This is a genomic window from Pseudomonas granadensis, assembly GCF_900105485.1.
Classification (GTDB): domain Bacteria; phylum Pseudomonadota; class Gammaproteobacteria; order Pseudomonadales; family Pseudomonadaceae; genus Aquipseudomonas; species Aquipseudomonas granadensis.
The window spans coordinates 2,262,362-2,279,710 of record NZ_LT629778.1 but is presented as its reverse complement, the minus strand read 5'-3'; the positions used below and the strand labels follow the sequence as shown (position 1 = coordinate 2,279,710).

Sequence of the window (17,349 nt, the reverse complement as noted above, 5' to 3'; positions counted from 1 at the left end):
CAATACGCAAAATCGCACTGTGTGTTGGTGATTTTCATAATCTTCGCGCTCGGGGCCGTTGCTAGTATCGAGTCACCGCCAAGAACAACAAGGACACCGTCCATGCCGTACTTCCCCGATGTCGCCCCGATTCGCTACGAAGGTCCAGACAGCGATTCGCCCCTCGCCTTCCGCCACTACGACGCCGATAAACTGATCCTCGGCAAACCCATGCGCGAACACCTGCGCATGGCCGCCTGTTACTGGCACACCTTTGTCTGGCCGGGTTCCGATGTGTTCGGCGCGGGGACGTTCAAACGCCCCTGGCACCATGCCGGTGACCCTATGGAAGTGGCCATCGGCAAAGCCTCGGCGGCCTTCGAGTTCTTCAGCAAACTGGGTGTCGATTACTACTGCTTTCACGACACGGATGTCGCCCCCGAAGGCCAGTCGCTGAAGGAATACCGCAACAACTTTGCGCAAATGGTCGACCACCTCGAGCAACACCAGGAACAAAGCGGCATCAGGTTGCTGTGGGGCACCGCCAACTGCTTCAGCAACCCACGCTTTGCCGCCGGCGCCGCGAGCAATCCGGACCCGGAAATCTTCGCCTGCGCAGCGGCTCAGGTGTTCAGCGCGATGAACGCGACCCAACGCCTGAAAGGCGCCAACTACGTGCTGTGGGGCGGTCGTGAAGGCTACGAAACCCTGCTCAACACCGACCTCAAGCGTGAGCGCGAACAACTCGGGCGCTTCATGCGCATGGTGGTGGAGCACAAGCACAAGATCGGTTTTACGGGCGATCTGCTGATCGAACCCAAGCCGCAGGAGCCGACCAAGCACCAATACGATTACGACAGCGCCACGGTGTTCGGCTTTCTGCAGCAGTTCGGTCTGGAAAAGGAAATCAAGGTCAACATCGAGGCCAACCACGCGACGCTGGCCGGCCACAGCTTCCATCACGAAATCGCCACCGCCGCCTCGCTGGGGATTTTCGGCAGCATCGACGCCAACCGCGGTGATCCGCAAAACGGCTGGGACACAGATCAGTTCCCCAACAGCGTCGAAGAAATGACCCTCGCCACCTATGAAATCCTCAAGGCTGGGGGCTTCAAGAACGGCGGTTTCAACTTCGATTCCAAGGTGCGTCGGCAGAGCCTCGACGAGGTCGATCTGTTTCATGGCCACGTCGGCGCCATGGACGTGCTCGCCCAGTCGCTGGAGCGCGCCGCAGCGATGATCGAGAACGATCAGTTGCAAGCGCTCAAGGATCAACGCTACGCCGGCTGGCAGCAGCCTTTTGGTCAAGCGGTCATGGCAGGCGACTTCAATCTTGAGTCACTGGCCGAGCACGCCTTCACCAACGAACTCAACCCGCAAGCCGTCAGCGGCCGCCAGGAAATGCTCGAAAACATCGTCAACCGCTTTATCTATCGCTGATCCGGAGGGAGCTTGCCGGCGCCACCGCGCTGTGACAATTGCACGACAATTCTGTGCGTGCGGCGCCGGCAAATTCTCTACAGTTCTACCAGCCCGATACTCATCGTCAGGCCGTGTCTTTCAAACAAAAATAAAAGGACGCACCACCATGAAGAACCTCAAACGTACGCTCCTGGCCAGTGCTCTGGCGCTGCTGTCGCTACCGGTACTGGCTGACGCTGCCCACCCGAAAATCGGCTTCTCCATCGATGACCTGCGTCTGGAACGCTGGTCCCGCGATCGCGATTACTTCGTCGCGGCGGCGGAAAAAATGGACGCCAAGGTGTTCGTGCAGTCGGCCGATGCCAACGAGCAGAAGCAGATTTCGCAGATCGAAAACCTGATCTCCCGTGGCGTCGATGTGATCGTCATCGTGCCGTTCAACGCCACCGTGCTGACCAATGCCGTGGCCGAAGCGAAGAAGGCCGGAATCAAGGTCGTGTCCTATGACCGCCTGATTCTCAACGCCGATGTCGACGCCTACATTTCCTTCGATAACGAAAAGGTCGGCGAGATGCAGGCCGGCGGCGTGCTGAAGGCCGCGCCGAAGGGCAATTACTTCCTGCTCGGTGGCGCGCCCACTGACAACAACGCCAAGATCCTCCGTGAAGGCCAGATGAAAGTGCTGCAACCGGCCATCGACAAGGGCGATATCAAGATCGTTGGCCAGCAGTGGGTCAAGGAGTGGAACCCGACCGAAGCGCTGAGCATTGTGGAAAACGCCCTGACCCGCAACGACAACAAAATCGCCGGCATCGTCGCCTCCAACGACGCCACTGCCGGCGGTGCGATCCAGGCCCTGGCCGCGCAGCAACTGGCCGGCAAGGTGCCGATTTCCGGGCAGGACGCCGACCTCGCCGCCGTCAAGCGGGTGATCGCCGGCACGCAAACCATGACCGTGTACAAGCCGCTGAAACTCATCGCCTCCGAAGCGGCCAAGCTCTCGGTGCAACTGGCGCGCAACGAAAAACCCGCCTACACCTCGCAGTACGACAACGGCAGCAAAAAAGTCGACACCATCCTGCTCACGCCCACCCCGCTGACCAAGGACAACATCGACTTGCTCGAACAGGACGGGTTCTACACCAAGGCGCAGATAGCCGGGCAGTGATCAGGACGTTTGGTCCGAAACCCTTGCAGGAGCGAGCCTGCTCGCGATGGCGGCGGATCAGCCAGCCGTGCAGTGTCTGAACGGACGCTATCGCGAGCAGGCTCACTCCTACAGGTTCGGGCTGTGATCCATTCGCGGATCTGCGGTTAAACAGAAACCCTGTGGGAGCGAGCCTGCTCGCGATGGCGGCGGATCAGCCAGCCGTGCAGTGTCTGAACGGACGCTATCGCGAGCAGGCTCACTCCTACAGGTTCGGGCTGTGATCCATTCGCGGATCTGCGGTTAAACAGAAACCCTGTGGGAGCGAGCCTGCTCGCGATGGCGGCGGATCAGCCAGCCGTGCAGTGTCTGAACGGACACTATCGCGAGCAGGCTCACTCCTACAGGTTCGGGCTGTGATCCATTCGCGGATCTGCGGTTAAACAGAAACCCTGTGGGAGCGAGCCTGCTCGCGATGACGGCGGATCAGCCAGCCGTGCAGTGTCTGAACGGACGCTATCGCGAGCAGGCTCACTCCTACAGGTTCGGGCTGTGATCCATTCGCGGATCTGCGGTTAAACAGAAACCCTTTGGGAGCGAGCCTGCTCGCGATGGCGGCGGATCAGCCAACCGTGCAGTGTCTGAACGGACGCTATCGCGAGCAGGCTCACTCCTACAGGTTCGGGCTGTGATCCATTCGCGGATCTGCGGTTAAACAGAAACCCTGTGGGAGCGAGCCTGCTCGCGATGACGGCGGATCAGCCAGCCGTGCAGTGTCTGAACGGACGCTATCGCGAGCAGGCTCACTCCTACAGGTCTGGTGTTTGAGTCCTTGGTATACGAGCCTTTTTCCATGTCCGACTACCTGCTGCAAATGAACGGCATCGTCAAATCCTTCAACGGTGTCAAAGCGCTCAACGGCATCGACATCAAGGTCCGGCCCGGTGAGTGCGTGGGCCTGTGCGGCGAGAACGGTGCCGGCAAATCGACGCTGATGAAAATCCTCTCGGCGGTCTATCCGCATGGCACCTGGGACGGTGAAATCCTCTGGGACGGGCAACCGCTGCGGGCGCAATCGATTAGCGAAACCGAAGCCGCCGGCATCGTCATCATCCACCAGGAACTGACCCTGGTGCCGGACCTTTCGGTCGCCGAAAACATCTTCATGGGCCACGAACTGACACTACCCGGCGGGCGCATGAACTACCCGGCGATGATCCACCGCGCCGAAGCGCTGATGCGCGAACTGAAAGTGCCGGACATGAACGTCTCGCTGCCGGTTTCCCAATACGGCGGCGGTTATCAGCAACTGGTGGAAATCGCCAAGGCGCTGAACAAGCAGGCGCGCCTGCTGATCCTCGACGAGCCTTCATCGGCGCTGAGCCGTTCGGAAATCGAGGTGTTGCTCGACATCATCCGCGACCTCAAGGCCAAGGGCGTCGCTTGCGTGTACATCTCGCACAAGCTCGATGAAGTGGCCGCCGTGTGCGACACCATTGCGGTGATCCGCGACGGCAAACACATCGCCACCACCGCCATGGCCGACATGGACATTGCGCAGATCATCACGCAGATGGTCGGCCGGGAAATGAGCAACCTCTACCCGTCCGAGCCGCACGAGATTGGCGAGGTGATTTTCGAAGCGCGGCATATCACCTGCTACGACGTCGACAACCCCAAGCGCAAACGGGTCGACGATGTGTCGTTCGTGCTCAAGCGCGGCGAGATCCTCGGTATCGCCGGACTGGTCGGCGCCGGCCGCACCGAACTGGTCACGGCCCTGTACGGCGCGTATCCCGGCCGCCATGAGGGCGAAGTCTGGCTCGACGGCCAGCCGATCGACACCGCCACGCCGCTGAAATCGATCCGTGCCGGCCTGTGCCTGGTGCCCGAAGACCGCAAGCGCCAGGGCATCATTCCAGACCTCGGCGTCGGCCAGAACATCACCCTTGCCGTGCTCGACAGTTATTCGAAACTCAGCCGCATCGATGCCGAGGCCGAACTGGGCAGCATCGACCGGGAAATCGCGCGCCTGCACCTGAAGACCGCCAGCCCGTTTCTGCCGATCACCAGCCTGTCCGGCGGCAACCAGCAAAAAGCCGTGCTGGCAAAAATGCTGCTGGCCAAGCCGCGGGTGCTGATTCTCGATGAGCCGACCCGCGGCGTCGACGTTGGCGCCAAATACGAAATCTACAAATTGATGGGCGCGCTGGCGGCCGCCGGCGTGTCGATCATCATGGTTTCGTCGGAACTGGCCGAAGTGCTCGGCGTGTCCGACCGCGTGCTGGTGATCGGCGAAGGCCAGTTGCGCGGCGACTTCGTCAATCAGGATCTGACCCAGGAACAGGTGCTCGCCGCCGCGCTCAGCCAGCCCGGCAGCCATAACAATAATGATCGGAAATCCGCGTAAATGAATCAGGTCAAACAGCTGTTCACCCGCTACAAAATGCTCGCGCTGGTGTTCGCCGTGGTGCTGATCTGGCTGTTCTTCAGCTGGCAGACCGAGGGCGGTTTTCTCACCCCGCGCAATCTTTCCAACCTGCTGCGGCAAATGTCGATCACCGGGATTCTCGCCTGCGGCATGGTGCTGGTGATCATCAGTGGCGAGATCGATCTGTCGGTCGGCTCACTGCTTGGCCTGCTCGGCGGGCTCGCGGCGATACTCGACGTCGTCTATCACATCCCGCTGCTGGCCAACCTGAGTCTGGTGGCCCTGTGCGGGCTGATGATCGGCCTCGGCAACGGCTACATGACCGCGTACCTGCGCATCCCGTCATTCATCGTCGGGCTGGGCGGCATGCTGGCGTTTCGCGGGATCTTGCTGGGGATTACCGGCGGCACCACCATTGCCCCGGTATCGCCGGAACTGGTCTACATCGGTCAGGGTTACCTGCCCCACGCCATGGGCACCGGGCTGGGCATCGTGCTGTTCGCGCTGACCGTATTCCTCACCTGGAGACAGCGGCGCAACCGCGCCCTGCACGGCCTCGCCGCGCATTCACTGGCGCGTGACGTGATCCGCGTGCTGGTCATCGGCGCGGTGCTGGCCGGCTTCGTGCAGACGCTCAACAGCTACGACGGCATTCCCGTGCCGGTCCTGCTGCTGCTGGCCCTGCTCGGTGTGTTCAGCTACGTCACCAGCCAGACCGTGTTCGGCCGCCGCGTCTATGCGGTGGGCAGCAACATGGAAGCGACGCGCCTGTCGGGTATCAACGTGCAAGCGGTCAAGCTGTGGATTTTCGGCATCATGGGCGTGATGTGCGCCCTCGCCGGCATGGTCAATACTGCGCGCCTCGCCGCCGGTTCACCCTCGGCCGGCAGCATGGGCGAACTCGACGCCATCGCCGCCTGCTTCATCGGCGGCACCTCCATGCGCGGCGGTTCGGGCACTGTCTACGGCGCGCTGCTCGGCGCACTGGTGATCACCAGCCTGGACAACGGAATGTCGATGCTCGACGTCGACAGTTACTGGCAGATGATCGTCAAGGGCAGCATTCTGGTGCTGGCGGTGTGGGTGGATGTGAGTACGCGCACGGGGCGGCGTTGAGGTTCGGATCTCGTTGATACTGACAGGGAAGCCCCTCACCCTAGCCCTCTCCCGAGGGAGAGGGAACTGATTCGGGGATATTGGGGATCTGCGCCGACGTGAGCGTTCTGCGGTGAATCTGCAATCGATCGGGAGTCGCGGCGGTTAGCAATGGCGATTGCAACCCTCACAAATGCCGCAACCGGTCCCCCTGCCCCGGTGATCTCGCCGCAGCGTCAGCCCCGGCGTGAATTGCCCGTTCCAGCTCACGCGCATCATGGCTGCAATAGATCTTCACCGCTGCGCGCGCATCGGCGGCCAGTTCGCGCAGGCGTTGCTGGTTGTGCAGCCGCGCCTGGCGGTCGCTGTCCATCATGAATTGGTACAGGCGCATGCCCGGCGGGCAGCGGCGTTTCGGCAGATGGACTTCATCGTGGTGGAAATAGGCGTCGCCGGCGTGCAACTGCCAACCGTCGGCGGTGCGCAGGGCAATGCCGGCGTGGCCGAGGGTGTGGCCGCTGAGCGGCACCAGCAGGATGTCTTCTTCCTCGGCGCCGAGCACGGCGCGTACCGAATCGAATCCGAACCAGGTGTCGCCCTGCGGCGCGTACAGCTCCCAGCCTTCGACGTTGCGCCATTGCGCCGGGACGAAGCGCCGCCGTTCAATCCAGTCATTCGCCGAACGGGCATGCTGCAGTTCCTGCTGCATGACGTGCACCCGTGCGCGCGGAAAGTCCTGCAAGGCGCCGGCGTGGTCGAAGTCCAGGTGGGTCAGGAGGATATGGCGCACGTCGTTGGCATCGAATCCCAACCGGCGGATCTGCTCCAGCGCAGTGAAGCGGTGTTCGAGACGGATGTTGTTCAGCGTGCGGAAAAAGCGGCTCAGGCGCTGCGGATGCTGGACGTCCTGCTGGCCAAAACCGGTGTCGACCAGAATCAGGCCGTTGCTCGCGGTTTCGATCAGCAGGCAGTGACACACCACCGACGCCGTCAGGCCGCGACTGTAGCCATCGAACAACGCGCCACCCAACGGGCACATACAGCCGCAATTCAAATGATGCACACGCATGTTTTACCTCCCTCGCGCCAGGCGCGTTGCCGAACCGTTATGCGCGGTTGACCCGGCCTGAGCGGCCACTGCTCGAATGAATCGACGTATGGCACGGCGGGCGTTGCGCTTGGGCAATTGGAGGGAACAACCGCCCGCCTTCAGCGTCATCACTGAAAGCGCCGGGCGTTTATCCGCCGCGTCAGCACCACCCAAACAGTCACCCAGCCCCGCACTAAAGGATGGCCACCATGTTCGATAAGCCCCGCTACATCGTCAGCTTCATCCTCGACAATCAGCCGCAGAGCCGCACTCTGGAAGAGGACCTGGACGGCCTCGATCCGCAGCAGGCGGAAGCTGTGCTCAGGCAGACATTTCCCGAACTCAAGGACGCACGCTTGAGTGACGTGCAGGTGCAGAAAAGGACCAAGCCTGACGAAGGCGACAATGTCCCGGGGCACTATCAGCAGCCGTAAACCAACGCGTGTCAAAGCAAATTCAAGGAGAGGACCATGTCCGCTACGCAGAATTTGACATGGTGGAAAAACGTCGCGATTTATCAGGTCTATCCGCGCTCGTTTGCCGACGGCAACGGTGACGGCATCGGCGATCTGCCGGGGCTGATCGCGCGGCTCGATTACCTCAAGACGCTCGGTGTTGGCGCGTTGTGGTTGTCACCGGTGTACCCGTCGCCAATGTGCGACGCCGGTTACGACATTTGCGACTACACCGACATCGACCCGCTGTTCGGGCGCCTGGCCGATCTCGATCAGCTGATTTCCGAGGCGCACAAGCGTGGCCTCAAACTGCTCATGGATTTTGTGCCCAACCACACCTCGGACCAGCATCCGTGGTTCATCGAATCGCGCGCCAGCCGCGACAACCCCAAGCGTGACTGGTACCTCTGGCGCGACCAGCCGAACAACTGGCGCGCGTCGATCGATGGCGGTAGCGCCTGGACCTGGGATGAAGGCAGTCAGCAATACTATCTGCACTTCTTTTTGCCGCAGCAGCCCGACCTCAACTGGCACAACCCGCAAGTCGTCGAGGCGATGCACAACGTGCTGAAGTTCTGGCTCGACCGCGGCGTGGATGGCTTCCGCATCGATGTGGTGCATTGCGTCGGCAAGGATCCGACTTTCGCCGATGACCCGCGCTGCATGGCTGGCGAAACCATGGTGCAGATCAACGATCAGCCCTACAGCCACGAAGTGCTGCGTGGCTTGCGTCGGTTGGTGGACCATTACCCCGGCGACCGCGTGTTGATCGGTGAAGTGAATATCCGCTCGACCGCACGCGTGGCGGCGTATTACGGCGCCAGTGATGAATTGCACATGTCGTTCAACTTCCCGCCACTCGACGCGCCGTGGGACCCGGTGGTGTTTCGCCTGTGCATCCGAGAAGTCGAACGTTGCCTCGGCGAGCAATCGGCATGGCCGACCTGGGCCTTGTCCAACCACGACAACAGCCGCATCCGCAGCCGTTACGGCGGCTCGCTGGCGCGCGCAAACGCAGCGGCGGTGATGCTGCTGAGTCTGCGCGGCACGCCGTTCATTTTTCAGGGCGACGAACTGGCGCTGGAGGACACCCAGGTCACCGCACAAACCCGCGTCGACCCCGGTGGACGCGACGGCAGCCGCGCGCCGTTACCGTGGCTGGCGCAGGCGCCGCACGGCTGGTCGGGCAAGGCGCCATGGCTGCCCTTCCCGCCTGAAGCCGAAGCGCTGGCTGTGGACACTCAGGAAGCGGCCTGCGACTCCACGCTCAATCTGTACCGGCGCCTGCTGCATTGCCGCCGCGAGAGCGCAGCCTTGCGCCTCGGCGACTGGCAGGAATTGCCCTCGCACCCACAGCTATTGGCTTATCGGCGCCATTGCGAGGATGACGAACGCATCGTCTGCGTCAACTTCGACGCGGCCGAGCACGCCTTTGTGTTGACCGGCGAGTGGATTGTCGAAGTGGCCAGTGATCGCCACGGCGAAGACCAACCGTTCGCCGGCCTCGTCGCCGCGCAACAAGCGCTGATCCTGCGTCAGAAAGGAACTGCCCATGAGTGCTGAATGGCCGCACACCACCGTGATCTATCAAGTCGACCCGTCGCAGTTTTTCGACCGCAACGACGATGGCTGCGGCGACCTTGCCGGCATCGTTGAACGCCTTGATCACCTGTGCTCGTTAGGCATCGGTGCGCTGTGGTTGCTGCCGATCTTCGGCTCACCGTTTCGCGATTGCGGCTATGACATTAGCGATCATCAGGCCGTGGAACCGCGCTTCGGCAGCGAAGCGGATTTTCGCCGGCTGATCGACGCGGCCAACCAGCGCGGCATACGGGTAATCATGGAACTGGTGCTGCAACACACCAGCGACCAACACCCGTGGTTTCAGCAGGCGCGGCGGGATCGCCACAGCCGCTATCGCGACTATTACATCTGGTCGGACCAACCGGTGGACGATGGCAACCAGCCGATCTTTCCCGGTGTGGAAGACAGCATCTGGCAATGGGACGAACAGGCCGGGCAGTTCTACCGGCATCTGTTTTACCGGCATGAGCCAGACCTGAACCTGCAAAACCCGGCAGTGATCGCCGAGATCGAACAGATCATCAGCCACTGGCTGCGCAGGGGCGTTGCCGGGTTTCGTCTGGACGCCGCGTCCCACGCCGTGGAACAGGCCGGCGGCGGCGAGGAAGAACGCGGTGTATGGCTGCTCGAACGGTTGGCCGCGCATGCGCGTTCGATCACCCCGGAATGCCTGTTGATGGGCGAAGTCGATGTCGAACCGCAGCGGTTTCAGCACTATTTCGGCAGCGGCAATCGCTTGCAACTGGCGCTGGATTTCTGGATGAACAATCACCTGTTTCTGGCCCTCGCCCGCGAGCGTGCCGAACCGCTGCTGCGCGCGTTGCGCCAGCGCCCGCACGCCCCGGATGGCGCTGGTTATGCGGTGTGGCTGCGCAACCATGACGAGCTGGATCTGGAACGCCTGAGCCCGGCCGAACGCGAGGAAGTCATGCAGGTGTTTGCCCCGCAAGAGGACATGCGTGTCTATGGCCGGGGCATCCGCCGACGGCTGGCGCCAATGCTCAATGGCGACGTGCTGCATCAGGCCTTGGCGCAGGCGCTGCTGGCGTCGTTGCCGGGCACGCCGATCATTCGTTACGGCGAGGAAATCGGTATGGGCGACGACCTGCGACGGCGCGAACGCCTCGCGGTACGCACGCCGATGCAATGGAGTGCAGAGGTCAATGGCGGGTTTTCCCGCGCGGAACAGACGAAGCTGCCGGCACCGCTGATCGAGGACGAACCGTTCAGCTATCAGCGGGTGAATGTTGCCGCGCAGCAAGACGATCCCGAGTCGCTGCTCGCGCGCTGTCAGGCGATCTTTCAGCAGCGGGCGCAGCTCGGCGAAATCGGCTGGGGCGCCTCTGAACCCCTTGCGCTGGCGCATCCGGCGGTGTTTGCCATGCGCCATGTTGGCGCAGCGATCACCATTGTCGTGGCCAACCTCAGTCGGCAGCCGGTCACGCTCGATCGAGCGTTGAACAAAGAGCTGAAGGGTTTCGAGCAGGTCCTCGCGGACGGCATCTATCCCTCGCCCGTCAGCGAAACCGAGGCGCTGACACTGAACGGCTTTGGCTACCGCTGGTTTCGTCGCAGCGTTTCAAAACCATAACAACACCAGCGCGCCGACTACTGCCAGCGCCGCTGCCAACGCCGACACCTGAGTCGAAGTCAGCGCCAGCGCGCTGTCGCGGGAGCGGCCGACAAAGCGTCCGCGCGCGCGGTGCAGGTCGCCACTCAGCGGTTGATAGAGGTTGTCGCCGTGCTCGCCGTTATCGTCGTCCTTGCTCATCTGCCCCGGATAGCATTGGCGCGCGAGCATTCGGTCGAGCAGCCCCGGAATCAGGCAACTGCCGACAATCGCCTTGATACTCGCCATGCCCAGCCACAACTCGCGCGGCGGGCGCTGGATGACGCTGAAGATCGCCCGCGCGGCGACGTCCGGGTCGTGAATCGGCGGCACCGGTTGCGGACGTTTTTCCAGTTTGTTGCGCGCCCAATCGAACTGCGGTGTATTGATCGCCGGCAACTGCACCATGCACACGCGAATGCGGCTGCGCTCGTGCAGCAACTCGCAGCGCAACGCATCGGTGAAACCGCGCACGGCGAACTTGGCCGCGCAATAGGCGGACTGCAACGGAATCGCCCGATAAGCCAGCGCCGAGCCGACCTGGATGATCAGCCCCGCATTGTGCGGGCGCATCAAGCGCAACGCCGCCAACGTGCCGTGGACAGTGCCGAGATAAGTCACTTCGGTGACCCGACGGATTTCCTCTGCGCTGAGCTTCTCGATCGGTGAAAACACCGTGACCATGGCTGAATTGACCCAGATCTGCAGCGGCCCCAGTTCCTCTTCCAGCGCAATGGCCGCCGCTTCCAGCGCTGGCGCATCGGCGACATCGACGCTGATCGCCTTCACTGCCTGACCGTATTGCGCCAGCTCGTCACGCGTCGACTCCAGCCCGGCCTCATCGCGTGCGAGCAAGCCGATGCGGTAACCGGCGGCGGCGAAACGATGGGCCGTCGCGCGCCCCACGCCGGCACTGGCGCCGCAGATCACCACCAGCCCGTTGTTTTGCTGATCCATGCTTTGCTCCTCCCGGCAGACTAGAACTTGGGCACATCGCCCGTGGCTTCGGCCAGCGTCGCCAGTGCCTCCTCCATGCTGGCGATGTTGTCTTGCAGCTTTTCGAAAAACAGATCGAACGCGCCGTCGACGTCCATCGTCTGCTGGCCACGCAGCGTAGCGCTGCCCTCCTCGATCTCGCGCAAGGTGTTCACGCTCTCACGCAGGTTTAGTAATTGCTCGAAGATGCTTGCGACCTGGGCCTTGCTGTCAACGCTCATGCTTGCCATCCGGACCTCGTTATCATTCAACCGAACGCAGGCTCGTCAGCAGGCCGCGCAACGTATCCTTGTGGCTCTCGAGACCTTCGCTGGTCAGCTCGTATTCCTTCAACGCGCTGGTGCGGCCGTGGTCCTTGCTGCTCTGCATCAGTCGCCCGAGCAGCAACTGCTTTTCGTGCAAGGCGCGAATCGCCACCCACAGTGCTTCTTCGACGGTTTCATTTTGCGCTTCGAACAAGGTGCGGCTGGTGTAGGCGTGGCCGGTGTGGCAGCGATAACGCGGCGGCGTTTCGCCGACTTCCCACAGCGCGCCGCCACACTCCGGGCATGACATCCCGGCGACCTTACCGACCGCATCCAGCGCATAGGCGCCACCGCGACTGAGGTTTTCGGTGAGGTCGTTCTCCGTTGCGAAAGGCTCGATGCGTGGCGGCGGCTCAGACGAATGAGCGCCGTCACCCCGTTGCTGGACCGCCTGGACCAACGCCGTGCCCAACGTGTTCAGTGGCAGGCATACATCCACTTGCACATGCCGCAGCGCATTACGTGGCATCGACGGCGCTTCAGCGGTGTCCGGGTCCTGGACGAACACCTGACCGCCATAAGCTTTGATCGCTTGCAGCCCGACCACGCCGTCATCCAGCTCGCCGGTCAGCAGCACGCCAATGGTTCTGTCACCATAACTGGTCGCGGCCGAGCGAAACATCGGATCGATGGCCGGGCGCGCATGGTTCTCCTTGGCACTGCGCACCAATTGCACCGTGTCGCGCTTGATCAGCAAGTGCTTGTCCGGCGGTGCGATGTACACGCAGCCATTGGCCGGCCTGGTGCCGTTTGCGGCGAAACCAATGTCGAGCGACAAGGTGTGCGTCAACAGGCTCGGCAGCAGGCTTGGCTGATCGCCAATGTGCATGGTGATGAATACCGCCGCGGGCAGATCGCGCGGAAACTGCTCCAGCAGCACGCGCAATGCGGCCAGTCCACCGCTGGAAACACCAATGACGATGATCTGTTCGACCGGCTTGTGTTGATTCATGGTTTACGTCCTTACTGCCGGATCGAAAGCGCCGATTTTGCCCTCTGACCGCGCTGGCAGGCTGTTGCGGGCGCACCGTGCCCCGCTTGAAAAAATGATCGTTGTGTCTGTTGTGATCGGTCGAAACGAACGAAGGTTCGAAGAAATATTCAATCGCCGGTCGTGGCGCTTGCGATTGAATTTTTAACGCCCATGCCTTCCTAAACGTTGAGCGCCCCGCAACGGGGCGCACGTCAAAGAGGACTGAAAGCGATGTCGAAAACCCGCGAACAGGCCACCGATGGCGAGACCACGGCCAACACCGAAGCACTGCTCAAGCGCCTGCTGATGGCGCGCGGCCCCGGTGGTCAGGAAGACGAGGTCCGGAGCATCTGTCAGGAACACTTGCAGCGTCATTGCGATGAAACCTGGACCGACCCGGCCGGCAATGTCATCGGTTTGATCAAGGGCCGGAACACCAGTGCCGATGCCAACCGCGCGGTGCGCATCATGGGCCACATGGATGAAATCGCCATGCTGGTCAAACGCGTCGAACCGGACGGCACCCTGCGCGTCGTGGCGCTGGGCGGTGCCAATCCGGTGAACTTCGGCGTATGCCCGGTCGACATTCTCGGCGACGAGCAAATCCTGCCCGGCGTGCTGTCGTTCGGCTCGATGCACGCGACCACCGGTTCGCCGCAAGGCCAGGACGTGCTCAGCGGCGCCGTGCAATGGAAAGACGTGCACATCATCACCCGCCAGGATCCACAAGCCTTGCAGCGCCTGGGCGTCCGCCCCGGCACGCGGGTGGTGCTCAGCCAGCACTGGCGCACGCCGTTTCGCGTCAACGATGCGATTGCCGCGCACTTTCTCGACGACCGCGCGCCGGTCGTGGCCATGCTGCAAGCCGTCGAGCAATTGAGCCAGTGGCGCGGCGAGTTGCCCTGTGACGCCTACTTCGTCTTCACCACCCTCGAAGAAGAAAGCAACGCCGGCGCGATGTACGCCGCCGCGCATTTGCCCGGTGAGACGACCATTGCGGTCGAGGTCGGTCCGGTGATGAGTGAGTACGCGACCCAGTTGAAGGTCGATCCGATCATCAATACCGGCGACCAGAAAGGCTATTACTCAAGACACGTGGTGACAGCGCTGGCCGCTGCCGCCAAGGATTGCGGCTTTGATCCGCAGTTCGCCTTGCTGGTGGATTTTGCTTCCGATGCCAGTGCGGTGATGAGTTCAGGCATCAGCGCCCATGCGGGATGCCTGGCGATACCGACCGAGAACACGCATGGCTACGAGCTGGTGGTAGATGGCGCGATCGAAGCGTGCGCCGCGACGCTGGTGCAATACTTGAAAAACCTGCCAGGCAACGACGTTGAGTGAACCGGCGCCTCTGTGAGGCGCCGGTTCAGCGATTCACTTGAACCGCAGGGTACGCTGGGACGTGAGCACGTGCTCCAACTGCGGCTCGACCACCGCGCGATGCACGGCGAGCACCCGCGCCTGCTCCCATTCGAGGTCGGGGCGTAACCATTCCAGCGCATCCTGCGCAGCGAACGCCAGCAACCGCTGGCGTTTCATCTCGACATCTTCATGAGTCACCAAAGCCAGCCCTTCATATCCGTTCGAGGCGCCGCCCTGTGCAAGCGCCGCGAGGAACATGGGAGCTGGCTGACGCGACGTGGTGTAGGCCAGATTGCGTGAGTGTACGGTCATGCCAGTATCCAGAGGCTCGTACCAGCCCTCGACGGCGACGAGCATGCGCCCGTCACGCTTGACCCGGTTGAACACTTTCGAGCGCATCACCAGGTGCAGCGGCAAATGCGTCAGCGGCGGCAACGTCCCGCTCGACCACGACGGCGACCAGCCCCAGCGCACCGGCAGACATTCCAGCGTAGCCCCGCGATGACGAATGCCGGTGAGCTGCATGCCGGGTTTGATCAGATTGCCTTTCGCGGCCGCTTCATCGTCGCTCGCGTCGGTGCTTTTTGCCGAAACGCCCAACACTTCAATTCGTGAAATCTCCCCTTCGAGAAAACACGACGCCAGTTTCTGCGGGGCGGCGTGTTGAACAATGTATTCACACATGCTGAAACTCCTGACAATCGCTCCGATTGCGCAAGCAGGGCCACGCGGTCATATCGCCATGTCCTCATCCCAGGTCACGGGTTTCGAGGCCCGCCATTGCACGTCGGTCACGCCGAACCGCTCCGCCATCGGTTTGGAAAAACGCTTCAAGGGAGGCCTTCCGGGCTTGGGGATCGGGGTCAACCCCGCGTCACAACTGGCCCACTGCCAGGCTTCCGCGTTATTCATCAATTTTGTCCTGATGATGAACGACTTGGGCTTGCCGTGGAGTCGGTAGTTGATCACATACAATTCTGCTTGGCTCATGAGGCTCTCCTGTTGTTACTAAACAGGGATGTTTCACGCGCCGAGAAATTCATAGAATTTTTGCGGATTGCGATATACGTTTGGCGGCTTTAAAAAATAGCTATACAACAGAAGCAAGCCGTACAAGACGACCGTATTATTTTTTTAACAGCATGCGAACGACAACTAACTCTGAAGATTACCTGGAACTTCCGAGATCACTTGCCTACACAAACGCCACCCCACGCACGCGCCGTCGAATTAACTTCCCGATTTCAATTCCAGCCCCGCCTGACGCGGATATCACTCGATCAGTGGCACGTCAGTGCAATAACAGCTTCGACAAGCGAAGCGTTTTCCGGCCGTTTTGCTGTACACAAATAACAAGCCTGTGCCAAGGTTGAATGGACCTATCGGGTCGGAACAGGAGTGAGGGTGATGGATAACGACGACCAGCAGCAAACTTGTACAAGGTGCAACAGGCTGTACAAGACCGCATCACAAACGGAACGCTACAAGGCGAGCGTCGGCCATGCCGGGCTTTGCAAGCGCTGCATCAAGGATCAGCAAGAACAAGCCATCGATGAAGGCCTGGCGCTTTGCGCGGCGAAAATGATGTTGATTGACCAGCAGTTCAAGCAACCGCCGAAGCGGTAAGTCATTCCGTGCCACCGCCTCTGACTGTAGAGCGCATTAAACTTGCGCCGACTTTAACGAAACGCTATATACCTCAGAGAAGTGGCAGATTGATATTAACTTTCCGGCCAGACGAACACCGATTTAAAAGTAATGACCGTTAATCGGAAGTCCCTGAAGAAAAACCGAAACAACTTCAGCCCTGGAAATCTCAATAGCAGACCTGCCAAAAGCAGGTCGCTCACGAGTACCCTCCTTAATTGCCCGTACCCTGTACGGGCTTTTTTTCTCTTCTTCGTTACATGTTGTTTTGGTTTAAAGTCCGACGCGTTCATTGCTGACCATTATTAACATTCCCTCCGCTAAAGCGCGGCGGTACGTTGTTCGGCATACCGGCGGCACGCATCGCCAAACGCCTGGAAGATCTTCAGATAATCCGGATGCGACATCACCTGCCACTCGGGATGCCACTGCACCCCCAAGGCAAATCCCTTGCTGCCCTCAACCGATAACGCCTCGATCAAACCGTCCTCCGCCACCGCCTCAACACGCAAACCCTCAGCCACCCGCGCGATGCCTTGGGCATGCACTGAATTGACCTTGATCACGCCCTCAAGCCCAAGCCCCGCCAGAACCCCGCCCGGTTGCACCGTCACATCGTGGGTCTTGGCGTACTGCTCTTCGATAGATTCATCGCCAGGGGGTTCATGCTCCGCGCCAGGCCCATCGAGCTGCTGGTGCAAGGTCCCGCCAAAAGCCACATTGAGCTCCTGCACCCCACGACACAAACCGAGCACCGGCAACCCGGCAGCCACAGCCGCGCGCAACAACGGCAGCGTCAGATGATCACGCGCCGGATCATGCTCAGTCCCCGGCGGACTCGGTGGCCCACCGTAATGAAACGGCTCGATATTCGACGGCGCACCGGTGAACAGCAAACCATCGACGCTCGCAATAATCTGCTCAGGATCAAGCAGATCAGGGAACATCGGCAAAATCAGCGGCAGCCCACCGGCCGCACTGGCCACCGCACGCGAATTCTTGTCGTCATTCATCTGCACCGCATGCGGACCGATCTTCCAGCAACTGGCCGTGACCGCAATGACAGGTAATCGAGACATACACTCCCCCCGGATTTGGTTGTAGGCGTTTCGCCTGGAATTTTTGAGTTCAGGGTTGGTGTGGGCGTTCAGTTGGTTTTATGGGCGCGGTCAATCTGGGTTGCCTGCCTGAAAATCAAAAATCAAGATCAAAAGCCCCTCACCCTAGCCCTCTCCCGGAGGGAGAGGGGACTGA

General features: G+C 61.3%; 16 protein-coding genes. 9 read left to right on the top strand and 7 right to left on the bottom strand.

The window, feature by feature from the left end; translation table 11 throughout:
• Positions 1 to 102 precede the first annotated feature (102 nt).
• The 4 genes from xylA to BLU52_RS10120 all read left to right on the top strand — a co-directional run bounded on the left by xylA (position 103) and on the right by BLU52_RS10120 (position 6,095).
• Entirely contained in the window at positions 103 to 1,419 is a 1,317-nt protein-coding gene (gene xylA, locus BLU52_RS10135; protein WP_090283056.1) for a xylose isomerase, read from the top strand.
• A 148-nt stretch (positions 1,420 to 1,567) separates the two neighbouring features.
• Complete coding sequence (gene xylF, locus BLU52_RS10130; protein ID WP_090283055.1) at positions 1,568 to 2,569, top strand: D-xylose ABC transporter substrate-binding protein; 1,002 nt, start codon at positions 1,568 to 1,570, stop codon at positions 2,567 to 2,569.
• 832 nt (positions 2,570 to 3,401) lie between these two features.
• Positions 3,402 to 4,958: a D-xylose ABC transporter ATP-binding protein gene (gene xylG / locus BLU52_RS10125; protein ID WP_090283054.1), complete on the top strand. Its 1,557-nt coding sequence runs from the start codon at positions 3,402 to 3,404 to the stop codon at positions 4,956 to 4,958.
• On the top strand, positions 4,959 to 6,095 hold the full coding sequence (locus BLU52_RS10120) for a sugar ABC transporter permease (RefSeq protein WP_090283053.1): 1,137 nt from the start codon (positions 4,959 to 4,961) through the stop codon (positions 6,093 to 6,095).
• A gap of 166 nt (positions 6,096 to 6,261) precedes the next feature.
• Here BLU52_RS10120 and BLU52_RS10115 read toward each other — a convergent pair whose 3' ends face one another.
• The gene (locus tag BLU52_RS10115) at positions 6,262 to 7,143 is read right to left on the bottom strand and encodes an MBL fold metallo-hydrolase (protein ID WP_090283052.1); all 882 of its coding nucleotides are present in this window, start codon (positions 7,141 to 7,143) and stop codon (positions 6,262 to 6,264) included.
• A 230-nt stretch (positions 7,144 to 7,373) separates the two neighbouring features.
• Between BLU52_RS10115 and BLU52_RS10110 the strand changes: the two genes are divergently transcribed.
• The 3 genes from BLU52_RS10110 to BLU52_RS10100 are packed head-to-tail and all read left to right on the top strand — an operon-like array spanning position 7,374 to position 10,794.
• Positions 7,374 to 7,598: a hypothetical protein gene (locus BLU52_RS10110; protein ID WP_090283051.1), complete on the top strand. Its 225-nt coding sequence runs from the start codon at positions 7,374 to 7,376 to the stop codon at positions 7,596 to 7,598.
• Positions 7,599 to 7,634: 36 nt separating this feature from the next.
• Positions 7,635 to 9,182 carry an alpha-amylase family glycosyl hydrolase gene (locus BLU52_RS10105; RefSeq protein ID WP_090283050.1) on the top strand — a complete coding sequence of 516 codons (1,548 nt, stop codon included), beginning with the start codon at positions 7,635 to 7,637 and terminating at the stop codon, positions 9,180 to 9,182.
• A complete protein-coding gene (locus BLU52_RS10100; protein ID WP_090283049.1) occupies positions 9,172 to 10,794 on the top strand; it encodes an alpha-amylase family protein in 1,623 nt (540 codons plus the stop codon). Before BLU52_RS10105 ends, BLU52_RS10100 begins: the two co-directional genes overlap by 11 nt.
• Here BLU52_RS10100 and BLU52_RS10095 read toward each other — a convergent pair.
• The 3 genes from BLU52_RS10095 to BLU52_RS10085 are packed head-to-tail and all read right to left on the bottom strand — an operon-like array spanning position 10,783 to position 13,065.
• Positions 10,783 to 11,769 carry an SDR family oxidoreductase gene (locus tag BLU52_RS10095; protein ID WP_090283048.1) on the bottom strand — a complete coding sequence of 329 codons (987 nt, stop codon included), beginning with the start codon at positions 11,767 to 11,769 and terminating at the stop codon, positions 10,783 to 10,785. The genes BLU52_RS10100 and BLU52_RS10095 overlap by 12 nt on opposite strands.
• Positions 11,770 to 11,789: 20 nt before the next feature.
• The gene (locus BLU52_RS10090) at positions 11,790 to 12,029 is read right to left on the bottom strand and encodes a hypothetical protein (protein ID WP_090288488.1); all 240 of its coding nucleotides are present in this window, start codon (positions 12,027 to 12,029) and stop codon (positions 11,790 to 11,792) included.
• Positions 12,030 to 12,051: 22 nt separating this feature from the next.
• The gene (locus BLU52_RS10085) at positions 12,052 to 13,065 is read right to left on the bottom strand and encodes a chemotaxis protein CheB (RefSeq protein ID WP_090283047.1); all 1,014 of its coding nucleotides are present in this window, start codon (positions 13,063 to 13,065) and stop codon (positions 12,052 to 12,054) included.
• 252 nt (positions 13,066 to 13,317) lie between these two features.
• Between BLU52_RS10085 and BLU52_RS10080 the strand changes: the two genes are divergently transcribed.
• Positions 13,318 to 14,427 carry a zinc-binding metallopeptidase family protein gene (locus BLU52_RS10080; protein ID WP_090283046.1) on the top strand — a complete coding sequence of 370 codons (1,110 nt, stop codon included), beginning with the start codon at positions 13,318 to 13,320 and terminating at the stop codon, positions 14,425 to 14,427.
• A 33-nt stretch (positions 14,428 to 14,460) separates the two neighbouring features.
• Here BLU52_RS10080 and BLU52_RS10075 read toward each other — a convergent pair whose 3' ends face one another.
• Positions 14,461 to 15,132, bottom strand: a complete 672-nt coding sequence (locus tag BLU52_RS10075; protein WP_090283045.1) for an SOS response-associated peptidase family protein — start codon at positions 15,130 to 15,132, stop codon at positions 14,461 to 14,463.
• A 48-nt stretch (positions 15,133 to 15,180) separates the two neighbouring features.
• Positions 15,181 to 15,438 carry a DUF6555 family protein gene (locus tag BLU52_RS10070; RefSeq protein ID WP_090283044.1) on the bottom strand — a complete coding sequence of 86 codons (258 nt, stop codon included), beginning with the start codon at positions 15,436 to 15,438 and terminating at the stop codon, positions 15,181 to 15,183.
• 417 nt (positions 15,439 to 15,855) lie between these two features.
• Here BLU52_RS10070 and BLU52_RS10065 point away from each other — a divergent pair, with 417 nt between their 5' ends.
• Positions 15,856 to 16,074, top strand: coding sequence for a hypothetical protein (locus BLU52_RS10065; RefSeq protein WP_090283043.1), 219 nt, complete (start codon positions 15,856 to 15,858; stop codon positions 16,072 to 16,074).
• A 341-nt stretch (positions 16,075 to 16,415) separates the two neighbouring features.
• Here BLU52_RS10065 and BLU52_RS10060 read toward each other — a convergent pair whose 3' ends face one another.
• A complete protein-coding gene (locus BLU52_RS10060; protein WP_090283042.1) occupies positions 16,416 to 17,174 on the bottom strand; it encodes a gamma-glutamyl-gamma-aminobutyrate hydrolase family protein in 759 nt (252 codons plus the stop codon).
• Positions 17,175 to 17,349 lie beyond the last annotated feature (175 nt).

Bases quoted from the DNA above. Each gene is read 5' to 3' on its own strand.
- BLU52_RS10075 (WP_090283045.1), bottom strand. From the start codon at position 15,132: ATGTGTGAATACATTGTTCAACACGCCGCCCCGCAGAAACTGGCGTCG.
- BLU52_RS10105 (WP_090283050.1), top strand. From the start codon at position 7,635: ATGTCCGCTACGCAGAATTTGACATGGTGGAAAAACGTCGCGATTTAT.
- BLU52_RS10065 (WP_090283043.1), top strand. From the start codon at position 15,856: ATGGATAACGACGACCAGCAGCAAACTTGTACAAGGTGCAACAGGCTG.
- BLU52_RS10060 (WP_090283042.1), bottom strand. From the start codon at position 17,174: ATGTCTCGATTACCTGTCATTGCGGTCACGGCCAGTTGCTGGAAGATC.
- BLU52_RS10120 (WP_090283053.1), top strand. From the start codon at position 4,959: ATGAATCAGGTCAAACAGCTGTTCACCCGCTACAAAATGCTCGCGCTG.
- xylA (WP_090283056.1), top strand. From the start codon at position 103: ATGCCGTACTTCCCCGATGTCGCCCCGATTCGCTACGAAGGTCCAGAC.
- BLU52_RS10115 (WP_090283052.1), bottom strand. From the start codon at position 7,143: ATGCGTGTGCATCATTTGAATTGCGGCTGTATGTGCCCGTTGGGTGGC.
- BLU52_RS10095 (WP_090283048.1), bottom strand. From the start codon at position 11,769: ATGGATCAGCAAAACAACGGGCTGGTGGTGATCTGCGGCGCCAGTGCC.
- BLU52_RS10100 (WP_090283049.1), top strand. From the start codon at position 9,172: ATGAGTGCTGAATGGCCGCACACCACCGTGATCTATCAAGTCGACCCG.
- BLU52_RS10070 (WP_090283044.1), bottom strand. From the start codon at position 15,438: ATGAGCCAAGCAGAATTGTATGTGATCAACTACCGACTCCACGGCAAG.
- BLU52_RS10080 (WP_090283046.1), top strand. From the start codon at position 13,318: ATGTCGAAAACCCGCGAACAGGCCACCGATGGCGAGACCACGGCCAAC.
- xylG (WP_090283054.1), top strand. From the start codon at position 3,402: ATGTCCGACTACCTGCTGCAAATGAACGGCATCGTCAAATCCTTCAAC.
- BLU52_RS10085 (WP_090283047.1), bottom strand. From the start codon at position 13,065: ATGAATCAACACAAGCCGGTCGAACAGATCATCGTCATTGGTGTTTCC.
- BLU52_RS10090 (WP_090288488.1), bottom strand. From the start codon at position 12,029: ATGAGCGTTGACAGCAAGGCCCAGGTCGCAAGCATCTTCGAGCAATTA.
- BLU52_RS10110 (WP_090283051.1), top strand. From the start codon at position 7,374: ATGTTCGATAAGCCCCGCTACATCGTCAGCTTCATCCTCGACAATCAG.
- xylF (WP_090283055.1), top strand. From the start codon at position 1,568: ATGAAGAACCTCAAACGTACGCTCCTGGCCAGTGCTCTGGCGCTGCTG.